The organism is Rahnella sp. PD12R (assembly GCF_019200965.1).
In the GTDB taxonomy this organism is placed as follows: Bacteria; Pseudomonadota; Gammaproteobacteria; order Enterobacterales; family Enterobacteriaceae; genus Rahnella; species Rahnella laticis.
Map to the genome: position 1 here is coordinate 517,961 of NZ_JAHTMS010000001.1, position 14,328 is coordinate 532,288.

Annotated in this window: 1 protein-coding gene; it reads right to left on the bottom strand. The window is 59.4% G+C overall.

Going from position 1 to position 14,328, the window contains the following annotated elements; all coding sequences use genetic code 11:
* Positions 1-12: 12 nt before the first annotated feature.
* Positions 13-13,854 (bottom strand): Ig-like domain-containing protein, encoded by a 13,842-nt coding sequence (locus tag KWG64_RS02410; protein WP_218520810.1) that lies wholly within the window; start codon positions 13,852-13,854, stop codon positions 13-15.
* Positions 13,855-14,328: the final 474 nt, after the last annotated feature.

Consider the following 14,328-nt stretch of genomic DNA (forward strand, 5'->3'; position numbering starts at 1 on the left):
CGCAGGTCTGGCTTAGTTTTGCTGAACGTGTAAACCGTGTTGCACCAGTACGTCTCCCAACGTGTTGGATGCATCCAGTGAAGCATTGTGGTAAACGTCGAAGGTCAGGCCATCCACCGTGCGTTGCCCGGTTTCAGCCCACGCGCCGTCGGTGCCCATTTGCAGGTTCACCAGGCTGCCTTCGCCCCCTTTGATGATCACTTCATCCGTCGGGTTGTCCTTCACGTTCAGCGCCTCGTGCAGATTCAGCGAGATGCTGTTGGTGCCGGAAGTGCCCAAATCGAAGATGTCGATATGTTCAACTTTCAGCCCGAGCAGGGTCAGATCCAGATGCTGGTTAGTGCCCGCCAGCAGCAAGGTATCGACACCGGTTCCACCGTCGATTTGCGAGAAATCAAGGGTATGAACCGAAATGGTGTCGTTACCGGAGCCGCCGATCGCCACGCCGTCCGTTGCCGTCAGGTCGATGGTGACGCCACCAATTGAGAACGCCGTGTCCGCATGAGATGTGGTTTCCGACGTTGTACTGGTCGAAGTGCTGGCGGCAGACGAACTGGTGTCCGCCGTGACCAGCGGATCGGTCAGCGTACTGGTGGTGTGGGTGGTGGTGTCTGTGGTTGAGCTGGTATCGGTGGTGTGAACCGCCGCCAGCGTATGGGTGTCCTCGACTGCCAGAGACTGCACAGCGAGCGTCTGGGTGTCAGCAGGCAACGTTGAACCCACGGTCAGCCCGACATGCGCATCAAAACCATTACCTGCCACATCGACGGCTTTAAGCTCAACAACCGCGCCAAGTAATGCCGCCAGCAACCCGGTCAGTCCGTAACTGCTCAGCAATGCGCTGCTGAACTTAACGGTCCATGAACCATCGGACTGAACGGTTCCCGCCAGCGTATTCCCCAGCAAGGTCACGCTCACCAGACCGCCTTGTGCGATGTTGCGGCTGGTCCCGCTCAGCGTCAGCCCCTGTCCGCCCAGAATACCGCCCACCACGCCAAGGGTCAGGCCGAGTAACGGATTGAGCGCCACCAGTGGCAGTTCATGGGTCAGCACGGTCAGCAGATTCGAGGAGGTCGCAATGTTGCCCACCGCGTCCGTGACCACCACGGAAACCTGCGTCGAACCGTCGGCCAGCCCTTTGAGTTCTGCGGAGGTAAACGGCACGCTCCAGACGCCGTTAGTGATGGTGCCGGTATGCGTCACCGTCCCGACGGTCACGCTCACCGTGCCGTTCGCCAGGTTGGACGTCCCGGTAATGTTGGTGTTCGCGCCCGCTTCCGCCGCATTCAGATAATGGTCGCCACCAAACAGCGTGTTGACCACCAGCGATGGCAGCGTATGAATCCCCACCGTCGCCGTTGCGTTGCCGCTTACCGCATTACCGGCGGCGTTAGTGACAGATGCGCCCACGTTCAGCGTACCGTCGAGCAGGCTCGAAAGCGTCAGTTGCGGGATCGCGACACTAAAGGTGCCGTCGGCTTTCACCAGCGCGGTCAGGATATTACCGCCGACGTTGATGCTGACGGTCGAACCCTGCGCGTTAGTGGTCGTCCCGCTGATGGTCTGGGTGAGCAGCGCATCGGCGGCGTTGAGCAGGCCATCGCCAAACAGCGGATTGAGGGTAATGGTTGGCAGAGACTGCGCGACCACGCTCAGTACACTGGTCACCGACGCCGGGTTGCCGGTGGCATCCGTCAGGCTGGCGACCACGTTTGGCGAGCCATTGAGAATGGTCTTCAGATCCACCACCGGAACGGTGACGCTGAATACGCCGCCGGTACCGGTTGTTGCCACGTAGTTTTTACCGTTGAGGCTAATCTGTACCTGAGTTCCCACCGCCACGTTGCTGGCGACACCGCTGATGGTCTGACCCGTCAGCAGGTCAACGACGTTAAGCACGCCATCACCAAAGATTGGGTTAAGAACAATCGATGGCAGATTGTGGATACCGACGTTGATGCCGACAGTATTCGATGCGGTGTTGCCCACCGGATCGGTCACCGAGGTGACGATCGTCAGATTACCGTCAAGCAATCCGGCCAGTTGCAGCGGCGAGAGTGACGCGGAGAACTTGCCGTCGCTGCCCACTGTTGCGGTCAGATTGAACAGACCGCCGCCGACGTTGATATTGACCGTTTCACCGACGCGCCCGTTTGTGACCGTCCCGCTGATGGTCTGCGTGAGCAGTGCTTCGGCGGCGTTGAGAATTCCGTCACCGCCAAAGATCGGATCCAGCACGATTTTCGGTATCGCGTTGACAATGGACGTCAGCGAACCATTGACCGTGGTGGTGTTGCCACCGCTGTCCGTGACCGAAACGCCGACCACAAAGGTGCCGTCGCCCAGCGCTTTCAGGTCACCCGGTTGCAGGGTGATGCTGAAGGCACCGGTGTTGTCGGTCACGCCGAGGAAGGTTTTTCCGCCGAGCGTCACCTGAACCTGCGTGCCGGTCGCCACACCACCGATCGTCCCGCCAATCACCTGCGTGGTCAGGGCGTCAGCGGCGCTGAGCAGCCCGTCACCCAGCACGGAAGTCAGGTTAATGACCGGTCTGACGAGGTCGAGTACGGCGTTGGCCGCCGCAGTGCCGACGTTACCTGCCGCATCCACGACGCTGACGCTCACCGCCGCTGTCGTACCAGCCAGCGTGCTGAGAATGTCCGGTGTGACGGTGACCAGGAAATGCCCCGTCGCATCGACCACGCCATTAATCGTCTGAGTACCGACCTGCACCGCAATCGCCGTTCCTGCTGCCACGTTCGACACGGTCCCGCTGATCGTCTGACTGACCAGCAAGTCGGCGATATTGAGCACGCCGTCGCCAAACACGGTGTTAAGCACGACGGTTGGCAGGTTGTGGATGGCAATGCCCACCGGAATATTGGTGCTGGTGGAGTTGCCCGCCGGGTCTGTCAGCGTAATGCCAATGTTCAGATTGCCGTCGAGCAGCGTCGCCAGATCACCCGGCTGGATGCTGATGTTCCAGGTTCCCGCCGTCACCGTCGTATTGTAGGTTTTACCCCCCAGCGTGACGGTCACCTGCGTGCCATTCACGGCCGTTGCCACCCCGCCGATCGTCTGCGCGGTCAGCGCTTCGACCGCATTCAGCAGGCCATTGCCGCCAAAGATCGGGTCAAGCGCGCCGAGTACCGGCAGCGTTTTCAGGACGTTGATGTTCAGCGGTTCAACTTTAACGTTACCGGCTGCATCGGTGATGGTCAGGTTCAGAACCTGCGCGCCATCACCCAATGCACCCAGCAGCGTTGCCGGAATGGTGAAGGCCCATGCTCCGTTGGCCCCGACGATGGCAGACAGCGGCGTGCCGTTAATCACGGTAGACACCACTGAACCCACGCCTGCGCCAATTGCCGTACCACTGAGGATTTGCGCGACCTGAGATTCCGCCAGATTAAGGTAACCGTCGGTCAGCCCCAGTCCGCTGGCCACGCTCACGTCGAGCAGTTTGTTGAAGAAGATATCCAGACCGGTCGAAACGCTGGTGGTGTTACCCGCCGCATCGGTGACCGTCGCCGCCAGAGTCAGGGAACCGTCGTTGAGCAACAACATCTGCGCCGGGGTGAGGTTCAGCGACCAGGCGCCGCCCGGCTGAATGAGCGCCGTCCCGATGGTCGCGCCACCGAGTGTCACCGTTACCGTCTGACCATCCGCACCGGAAGACGTCCCGCCAAGCACGACGTTGACCAGTGATTCCGCCAGATTAATGATGTTGTTTCCGGCAACCGCATTAAGGGCGAGCAGCGGCGCGGAAGTATCGACAGTAATCGGATGTGGCGTTGCAGTTCCGAGGTTACCGGCGGCATCCGTCACCGTGGCGGTGATGGTGTTACCGGTGCCCTGTGGCAGCGCCTGCAAATCGGCGGCCGGTACGCTGACCGACCAGAGACCGCCTGCCAGCACGGTCGTGGTGTAGGTTTTGCCGTTGAGCGAAACGGTCACCACACTGCCCACATCGTTATTGTTGTTATCAACCACCGTACCCGAAATGGTTTGCGCCGATTTCGATTCAAGGTTGTTGATGGTGTTGTCGGCGGTAAAGGCGTTGATGGTGACCACTGGCGCGCTGGTATCCACCAGCACGTTTTGCGTGGCGTTAGTCGGTGGAAGAATGGTGGTTGCCGTGACCGTTGTATTGGTGCCGTTCACGAATTCAGAAGCCGCCACAGAAACTGACCAGATCCCTCCGGTCACCGTCGCCACATGCCCATTGCCCCCCACAGTCACACTCACCAGCGTACCGTCCGGCACGTTGATGGATTTACCGGAAACGGTAATGTTGGTTGGATTGTTATCCGCCACGTTGATCACGTTGTCGCCGGTAACCGGATCAATGCTCAGCGTTGGCGTGACCGGCGGCGTCAGATCCACGGTGACCGGCAGGGAAGCACCGTTCGCCAGGTTACCGGCCAGATCGGAGACCTGTGCGGTGATAATTTGACCGTCAGACAGCGTAGCCAGTTCGGTTGGCGTCAGCGTTACGGTCCAGGAACCATTCGCCTGCACGGTGGCCTGATGCGTAATACTGCCAATCGTCACGGTCACCTGTTGCCCGGTCTGCACATTCAGGGTGGTCCCGGTAATGGTTTGCGGGTTCTGGCTTTCGGCGTAGGTCAGGTCGAAGCCCGCACCGGCGAACGACGTCACAGCAACCGTTGGCAACTGGCTCACCGCAATCCCGGCTTCCGTGGTCGCCGTGCCGCTGTTACCGCCACCGTCAGTCACGGTAACCACAACCGGCTGTTCCCCCTGCGCCAGCGCTGCCATTTCGGCAACGGTTAACGTTGCTGTCCAGTTGCCGTTGATATCGACCGTCACATTCGCCACCGGCCGGCCGCCGATGGTGACGGTCACCACCTGCCCGAGTTCAGCCGCGCCAGACAAACCGGTGGTGCCGGTCAGCTGTTGCGGTGTCAGTGCTTCACTGGCGTTCAGATAACCATCGCCAAACGGTGTGTTGATGGTGACATCCGGTGGTGTCAGGTAGCTGGTGAACGGCTGGGTCACGGACACGCTGTTCCCCGCCGCATCGGTGACGGTAACGTTAATGTCATGCGTGCCGTTGCCCAGCGAGCTGAGTACGCCCGCCGGTAACGTCACTGACCAGCCACCGGTCGCCGGATCAACCGTCGCGGTGTAGGTCGTGCCGCCGACATCAATGGTCAGTTTGACGTTCTGGTTATTGCCGAGGATCCCAGTTGTGCCGGTAATGGTATTGGCACCCGCCGCTTCGGTGATATTTAAAATATCATCGCCGAATGCCGGATCAATTCCCGGAACCGGTGGCGAAAGGTGTGAGGTAAAGCTCAGCGTGGCATCCGTATGGTTACCGACAGAATCCGTCGCGGTGACCGTGATGGCATGCGTTGCCGTCGCCAGCCCGAGGGATGCCAGCTGGGTTGGCGTCAGGTTAAGACTCCAGACGCCGGTTGCCGCATCCACCGTTGCCGTAAACGGACTGCCCGCGATGCCCGCAATGGCGACGCTGACAGTTTGCCCCGCGCCAATCACGCCGGTCGTCCCGGTAATGGTTTGTCCGCCGGTCGCCACCGAGGCTTCCGTAATGTTCAGTGTGCCGTCACCAAATGGCAAATCGATGGTAGGCGCTGGCAGGGAATGAATCTGCACTCCGACGGAAACGGGCAGCACCGAGGAATTTCCGGCGCTGTCGGTCACGGTCACCACCACCGGCCAGGTGCCATCCTGCAAGGACAACAGCTGGGCGGATGTGAGTGAAACGCTCCAGGTTCCGTTCGTTGCATCAACCACAACCGGCACAGCATTACCGTTGATGACCACGGTAACGGTCTGGCCCGGGCTGGTGATCCCGGTGGTGCCGGTGATGACCTGCCCCAGCGGATTAGACGCTTCATCGAAGTTCAGGATGCCGTCGGTAAATGGCGTGTTGATGCCAGCTACCGGCAAGGTATGCGTCAGTGCGGTGAAATCAAGGGTTCCGGCAGTGCTGACATTGCCCGCGCTGTCGGTGGTGGTCACGCTGATGGTGTGCGTCGCATCCGCCAGCCCCTGCAACAGGCCGGAAGGCACGGTGGCCGTCCAGACGCCGTTATTGCCGACCGTTGCCAGCACCGGTGTGCCGTCAATGGTCACCAGTACGGTCTGGCCCGGGCCGGTAATACCCGTAGTACCGGTAATCAGCTGAGTGGCTGCCGCTTCAGCGACGTTCAGAATGCCGTCGGTGAACGGCGTATTAATCGTCGGAACCGGCGGTGCGCCCAGCTCGATATCCAGACTGGCGCTGGAAGACGCCGGGTTACCGGCCACGTCCTGCGCCGTCACGGTGACCTGCACCACGCCGCTTGTCAGGTCGCTGAGCGCGCCCGGCGCAACGGTTGCAGTCCAGCCAAGCCCGTCCGGATTGACCGTCCCCGATACCGGCGTCGCCAGCCCCGGAATGGTCACCAGAACGATCGACCCCGGTGCCAGCCCGCTGCTGGTGCCGGTGAGCGTGATCCCGGCAGCCGCTTCACTGATATTGAGCACGCCATCACCGGCCACAACGCCCAGCGTCAGCGCTGGCAGCGCATGGATTGCCAGCGTGAAATTAGCCGAGTTACTGGCGGTGTTTCCGGCTGCATCGCTGACGCTGACGCTGACCGTTTTGTTGCCGTCCGTGGTGATGGCCTGAAGATCCACGCCCGGAATATTCAGCGTCCACACGCCGGAGTCGTTGGCCGTGCTGAAGTAATCCTTACCGTTAAGCGTGATTTTGACGACCAGATTCGGGTCCGTCAGACCGGTCAGCGGAAGGCCTGCCACGGCCTCAGCCAGATTGATGTAACCGTCACCGCCGGTATTCACCGTGACACTCAGCGTCGGAGCAATCAGGTCTACCGTGACGTTTTGCGTCGCGGTCGCCACGTTTTGCGCCACGTCATCCGCCGTTACGGTGAAGGTGTTATTGCCCGCTGGCAATTCCTGCACCTGCGCCGCCGTCAGCGGAATGCTCCAGCTGCCATTGGCCTGCACGGTCGCGGTATAGGTGTGGGTATAACCTTCACCGGTGATGACCAGCGTGATAATTCCGCCCACAGGAACATGGGTAGACGTCCCGGTAATGGTCGTCGCCTGGTTGTGTTCGATGATGTTGAAGTTGCCGTCGCCGTCGCCGGACACCGCGTTAATGGTCACCGTTGGCAAATCACCCGGCTGGGCAATCACGGTGGCATTGTGCGACGCCGTCGCCGGGTTCTGCGCCGTGTCAGTCACGGACGCCGTCACCGTCAGCGGCCCGTCGGACAATCCGACCAGATCTTCCGCAGGTACACTCGCCTCCCAGCTTCCGTTTGGCTGTACGATAGCGGTGTATGTGGTTCCATTAAACACGACCGAGACAATCTGACCTGCTTCAACGTGCGTGGTGGTCCCGGTGATCGGGACATCATTCCCTTTCTCGATAGCGTTGATGTAATCATCGGTGGAAACTGCGGTAATGGTCAGCGTTGGCAAATTAGCCGCAGACGCATCAACGCTGAAGGTATGGGTTCCGGTTGTGACGTTACCGGCCGCATCGGTGATGGTTGCCGTCAGCGTGTAGGTCGTATCCGTCAGTGCCTGCACCACACCACTTGGCAGCGTGAAGCTCCAGTTGCCATCCGGCTGGACAACGGCGTTGTAAGTCACGCCGTTGAAGCTCAGCACGACAGAAACCGTCTGGCCGGCATCCGGCAGATCGGACGTTCCGCTGATCACCACCGGTTGCAGCGCTTCGGCGGCATTGATGATGTTATCCGTCGCCACCGGGTTAAAGCTCAGTGTTGGCAACGTGTAATCAACTGTGATTGCACTGCTGACGGTGCCCACGTTGCCGACGCTGTCGGTTGCCGTGACCAGAACCGTTTGCGGGCCTTCAGATATGGCCTGCAAATCCGTTGCGCTGAGGGTAACAGTCCAGACACCGTTCGCATCGACAGTCGCCGGGTGATTGACGCCCTCAATATTCACCACAACCGTCTGGCCTGCGCCCAGAAGACCTGTCGTCCCGGTCAGGGTTTGGGCAACATCGGCTTCGTTGCGGTTGAGGAAGGTATCGCCAAACGGCGTGTTGAGTGATGGCACCGGCGGATGCGCGGCAACCACGGTGTACGTTTCCGTCGTCGTCGTGGTATTGCCCGCCAGATCTTTCAGCGTGGCGGTCAGCGTATAGCTGCCGTCTGCCGTGCCGGTCAGCGTCCCCGCCGGAACATCGAAGCTCCACGTACCGCCAGGTTGCACGAGGGCCTGATAAGTCTGGCCGCCAAATTGCAATGTCACTGTCTGCCCGGCATCGGCGGCATCCGCCTGCCCGGAAAGCGTGATAATACCGGCCAGTTCCTGCGCGTTGATGACGTTATCGCCTGCAACGTTGGCAAGCGTCAGCGTCGGCGGTGTGAAGTCGATATTGACTGAACCGGTCGTGGTGCCCGTATTTCCTGCGGCGTCCGTGATGGTGACGTTGATCGGCGTCGGGCCTTCGGTGGCGTTCGTCAGAGTGCCCGCTGGCACGGTGACCGTCCAGGTGCCGTTGCTGGCTACGGTGCCGGTCAGGGTATGACCGTCGATGATCACCTCAACCGTCTGGCCGTCGCCGGTCAGGCCGGTAGTCCCGGTCAGAGTCTGCGCGGCGGCCGCTTCGGTGGTGCCCAGCTGGCCGTCACCAAACGGAGTATTGATTGTCGGGACAGGTTCCTGCGTGTAAATGCCGATATCGACCGTACTGGTGACCGGCCCCAGATCGGTGCTCACCGTGGTGGCGATCACATGGCTGGTGCCATCCGCCAGCCCCGCAAAGGCGGATGACGGAATATTCACTGACCAGTGACCGGCGGCATCAATGACCGTTGTCGGGTAATTCTGCCCGCCCAGCGAGACGGTGACGACGGTGCCAATCGGGACGTTGCTGGTGGTGCCGCTGACGGTGATCCCCGCCGCCGCCTCCGTTGCGTTGACGTTATTGTCACCGGCAATGGTGTCGATGGAAATGCCGCCAAGTGTTGAGTTCACGGTGATCGCATCGCTGCCGGCCGCCGGGTTACCTGCTTTATCGCTGACGGAAACATTGATGGACGCCGGACCGTTGCCCAGTTCCTGCAAATCAGCCGCCGGAACGGAAACGCTCCACGCGCCGCTGGCCAGCACGGTGGCGCTGTAAGTGTGCGTGCCCAGCGTGATGGTCACCGTCTGACCGGCTTCCACATGGGAGGTCGTTCCGCTGATGAGCTGCGCGGTCAGGCGTTCTGCGCCATCGAGCGTATTGTCACCGGCGAAGGCATTCACAGTAATCGTTGGCAGAAGGGCCGGATCCGCCACGATAGTCACCGGTGTGCTGGAGCTGCCGGTATTGCCTGCCGCATCGGTAATGCTCGCCGTCAGGGTGTACTGACCGTTGGCAACGCTGGCCAGCGCGTCAGCCGGAATATTCACCGTCCACGCACCGCCTGCCGCGACCACACCGGTATACGTGTGCCCGCCGATGGAAACCGTCACGGTCTGGCCGACTTCTGTCACGCCCGTCGTGCCGGTTACCGCAATAACCGCGTCCGCTTCTGCGGCATTAATGGTGCCATCACCGGCAACCGGGTTAATTGAGACGGTCGGTGCGACGGTATCAACGGTGACCGGAACCGTGATGTTGCTGGTATTTCCCGCGGCATCGGAAGCCGCGACCTGAACCGTTGTCGCCCCCTGACCCAGCGAGGAAAGCGACGTTGACGGAACGGTGACGGTGAATGAACCATCGCCGCCCACCGTTGCGGTATACGTTTCCCCGCCCAGTGTGACAGTCACCGTCTGGCCACCACCTGAAACGCCGGTATTCCCGGTCAGCGTCTGGCTGACGCTCGTTTCAGCGGCATTCAGAATGCCATCGCCAAATGGCGGGTTGAGGGTCACGGCTGGCAGGTTATGAATAATGACGTTCAGAACGTCGGTGCTGCTGACCGGGTTTCCGGTGGCATCGGTCGCGCTGACACGAATGGTGTTCGGGCCATCGCTGAGTGTCGCCAGATCGCTGGCAGAAACCAGCGCACTCCAGGCACCACCCACGCCGACGGTGGCGGTGTAGGTTTTACCGTTCAGCGTAATGGTCACGACGCCGTTCACCGGCACGTTGACCGAGGTTCCGCTGATGGTGACACCCGCCGCCGCCTCAAGGGCATTCAGCTGGTTATCGCCGGTCACCGGATCAACGGACAGACCGCTTTGCAGATTGTTAACGGTAATCTCTTCCGAACCGCTGGCCGGATTCCCGGCTTTATCGAGCACGGTGGCGGTGATTTGCAGCGTTCCGTTAGCCAGCGCAGTCAGCGCAGAAGAAGGGATGCTGGTGCTCCAGCTGCCATTGGCCTGCACGGTCGCCGTGTAAGTAATACCGTTGAGCAGGATGGAAACGATCTGACCGGCTTCCACATGCGTGGTCGTACCGCTCAGGGTCTGTGCCGCTCTCTGCTCGGCGCCATCGACAATATTGTCACCGGTAAACGCATTGAGGGTAAGGGTCGGCGCGGAGGCCGGATCGGCCACCAGCTGAACATTCGATGTCACAGTCGTGCTGTTGCCTGCAGCATCGGAGAGCTGCACGGTGACCGGATACTGACCATCCGCAACGCCCGCCAGCGCCCCTGCGGGGACAGTGATACTCCATTGACCATTGGCCCCCACGAGGCCGACGTAAGTCTGGCCGCTCAGCGTGAGAATAACGTATTGCCCTGCCTCAGCGATCCCCGTCGTGCCGGTCACCACAATATCGGCGGCCACCTCAGCGCTGCTGATATATCCGTCGCCACTGATCGGATTGACGGTCAGCGCCGGCGGTGTGAAATCCACCACAACCGATCCATTGAACGTTCCCGAATTGCCTGCACTGTCGGTAGCCTGTACCACAATGGCATTATTGCCCGACGGCAATGCCTGCAAATCAGCGGAAGGCAGGCTGACGTTCCAGGTACCGTCAGTTGCGACAGTGGCGTTATAGGTGTGCCCTCCCAGCGTGACAGTGACGGTCTGACCATCGCCGGTTTTACCCGTCGAACCCGAAAGTATTTCAGCCGTTGCCGCTTCGGCAATGCTCAGGATCCCGTCGCCAAATGGGAGATTCAGGCTTGGAGTCGGGTTAACCGCATCATAAACCACTGAAATACTGTTACTTACCGTCGTACCATCCATTGCCTGAACAACCGCAACGAACTGCAGGTTGCCCGTCAACCCCTGGGCCGCGACTTGCAAATCCGCTATCGATATTTGTACCGCCCATGTGCCATCTGGTTGCACCAGCGCCAGGCGGGTCAGCAATCCAAAAGAAAGCTGGACTAACTCAAAAGTTGATACCCCCAGCGTCGTACCGGTAATCAGGAAGCCGTCAGCGGTTTCCTGTGCGTTGATGATATTGTCACCCGCAATCGGCGCAATCGAGATCCCTTCCTGAGACGAATCCACATTAAAGGTGTCAGTTGCAGGCGCGGCGACGTTGCCTGCTTTGTCAGAGACATTGGCGGTAATAGTCTGCTGATTATCCCCCAGCACAATCATATCCGCGGCAGGAATAATCACATTCCAGTTTCCACCGGCCTGAACGGTTGCCGTGTAGGTGTGGCCGTTTAATGTGATGGTGACAATCTGCCCCGCCTCTACACGGCTGGTCGTTCCGCTTAATTGTTGCGCGGTCTGGCGTTCAGCGCCGTTGATGAAATCATCGCCGGTAAACGGATTGATGCTAATCAGCGGCGGCAGAAGCGGATCGGAAGCCACGTGGATCGTGCTGGTATTTGTGGTGGAGTTACCGGCAGCATCGGTCAGGGTCGCCGTGACCGTGACATTTTGATCGAGATTGCTCAGGGAACCGGCCGGAATATTCACACTCCAGGTGCCGTTCGGCTGAACGATTGCACCGGGATAATCCACGCCATTGATCGTAACAACCACCGGACGCCCGGCCTCAGTCACCGACGCCGTCCCGGTCAGGGTCATCGCGCCCGCCGCTTCGGCCACGCTGATATAACCGTCGCCTTCCAGCGGATTAACAGTGAGCGTTGGCGCAACGGTGTCAACGCTCACCGGCGTGGTGAGGGTGTTATGGTTGCCCGCGGTGTCCGTTACGGTCACCGTAATATTGTTGGTGCCTTGTGGCAGAGTGCCGAGCACAGACGGCGGTACGCTGACGGTAAAGCTGCCGTCGCTGTCGACCGTGCCGGTCAGTTGCTGCCCGCCAATAGTCACGGTGACGGTCTGGCCGTCGCCTTTCAGGCCGGTGTTACCCGTCAGAATCTGCGTTGCGGCGGATTCGCTGCCATCGAGCGTGTTATCGCCGCCAAATACCGGATCCAGCGTTGGCGGTACGCCGTGAATGGCCACATTCAGATCGGCAGTCTGGCTGATGGTATTGCCCTGAGCATCGACCAGACTGACGGTCAGGGTCGTTTCGCCATCGGTCAGCGCCTGTAGCGCCGTGGAAGGCACGCTCAGGCTCCAGCCACCACCGGCGTTGGTGGTGGTGTGATACGTCACGCCGCCGAGAACCACGGTAATTTGCGTTCCGGCCGCGACATTTGACGTCGTCCCTGTGATCACCAGCGCGGACTGTGCTTCGGTCGCGTTGAGCTGGCCGTCGCCGGAAACCGGATTGACGGTCAGAATGCCCGCGCTGTCATTGATGACAAAGCTTTCCGGCGTCGTGGTCGAGTTACCGGCGGCATCCGTCAGCGAGGTGGTGAGGGTGTAATTCCCCTCGGCCAGCGCAGAAACGACGTTGGCCGGAATCGTCACGGACCAGGTGCCTTCTGAGGTCACGGTGGCGCTGTAGTGCACGCCGTTAAGTACCACATCGACGGTGCGTCCGGCTTCAGAAACCGAGGCGGTTCCGCTCACGACCAGCGGTTGCTGATGTTCAATCGCATCGATGACGTTGTCGCCATCCACCGGATTGACGGTCAGTACCGGCGGTGTGGTATCCACCACCACGGTGACGCTTTTGGTCACAGACTGCCCGTCAGTGCCGGTCACGGTGACGGAAACGACATAGGTACCATCTGCCAGATTTTGTAAATCAAGCGACGGCAGATTGATATTCCATTTGCCGTCCGCGCCCACTGTGCTGGTGTAGGATTTTCCGTTGATGCTCAGGGTGATGGTCTGACCCGCAGTCACGTTACCTGCAGTACCCGAGAAAATTTGCGCAATGCGCGATTCAGCCGCATTGAGGATGTTGTCACCGGCAAACGCTCCGAGGGATAACGTGGCTGGCTGGCCACTGCCAACAGTCCCGCCGCCGTTATTACCACCGCTATTCCCGCCGTTGTTTCCGCCATTGTTACCGCCGTTATTGCCCCCGTTGTTGCCGCCATCGCTTCCGCCGTTATTACTGCTGCTGCCCCCGCCACCACCGCCGCCACCTGCGGCAATCGCGATACCCGCGCCGAGCGCCACAACGCCCAGCACCGCGGCTAATACGCCCGGGCTAAAACTGGAGGAGTCTTCAAGCAAAACACCGATATCCGGGATGGTCTGATAAGCGGGAACAATCGGTACGGCACCGGCTGTGGCACCGGTATCCACAAACGCGGCGTGTTCAATCGGATGAACACCATCATCGAATACCAGAACGCTGTCTTCGGTACCTTCGGTGTTGAAGAAGCTGTGGTAGCGGACGGTGCTGCCGTCTTTCATGTGGATGACGAGATCATTGCCCACGCGCTCATAGCTGGACACCGCTTCACGGGTGCCGTGAATGCGAATTATGCTGGCCTGATTGAGGGTAACATCCTGACTGGCACTGGAAACCTGAGAGATTACTGCACCATTTTTACGAGAGAGAACATCAATAACAACGCTACCGTTCTGAGCCATGTTGTACCCCTATAACATCCAGTTGAGACTCACACGCGCATGGCCCACGCTTTCCGGTAACGGAAAAGGGAGGTTCAGCAGGTATGAAGACCATTACGAAAATGGGTTAACTTCCAACTGGTGTTTAGGAATGCCATAGACTACAAATCGAGCAATTGACACGTCATTTAAGACTAAAATGTTCTTTTTATGTAATCGTTACGGTAACTTTTTGTCCGAAACTCCATAAGTTATATGCATGATTTAAGTTAAATGCATAAAAAAAAGATAATCTTTAAGATAAAAATTATTTATCGTTCTGAGTGGAAATATAAGTTTGACGGGGGGTAATTCCTGTTCTAGCCCAAAGCGTTAAAAAACAACATGATGATAAATAACAAGTTTGCAACTTTCCCTTAAAGACTAAGCGGGATCATTATTAATAAAATCAAGCATTAGCCACACTGATAACTCATCAAATTGACTTACCAATTG

Bases quoted from the DNA above. Each gene is read 5' to 3' on its own strand.
- KWG64_RS02410 (WP_218520810.1), bottom strand. From the start codon at position 13,854: ATGGCTCAGAACGGTAGCGTTGTTATTGATGTTCTCTCTCGTAAAAAT.